This is a genomic window from Granulicatella sp. WM01, assembly GCF_004570605.1.
In the GTDB taxonomy this organism is placed as follows: Bacteria; Bacillota; Bacilli; order Lactobacillales; family Aerococcaceae; genus WM01.
The window spans coordinates 1-402 of sequence record NZ_SPPB01000141.1 but is presented as its reverse complement, the minus strand read 5'-3'; the positions used below and the strand labels follow the sequence as shown (position 1 = coordinate 402).

General features: G+C 34.3%; 1 protein-coding gene. It reads right to left on the bottom strand.

Annotation, left to right across the window (positions count from 1 at the left end):
• Positions 1–402 (bottom strand): FAD-dependent oxidoreductase (locus tag E4T68_RS09015; RefSeq protein ID WP_194185117.1); only part of this gene is annotated, 402 nt, incomplete at both ends.

Genomic DNA, 402 nt, shown 5'->3' with positions numbered 1-402 from the left:
CATTGCTGATAGATGTAAATTATCATCAATCACTTTATGTGTTTGTTCGTTCGTATAAGTTAACCAACATGGTAATTGGTCTAAAATATATTCTGTCGTTTCATAACTAAATGCTCTACCTACATCATCACCTGGTTGAATTTCAGTCTTACTGTAATCAATTGTCCCACCATTAACACGAGGTGGTGTTCCAGTTTTGAAACGAACTATGTCGAAACCTAAATCTCTTAAATGGTCTGCTAATGTGATTGAAGGCATTTGATGGTTTGGACCACTTGAATATTTTAAGTTACCTAAAATAATTTCACCACGTAAAAATGTACCAGTTGTTAATACAACAGAATCAGCTAGATATTGAGTGCCGATAACCATTTCCACGCCTTTTACTACATCATCTTCTAT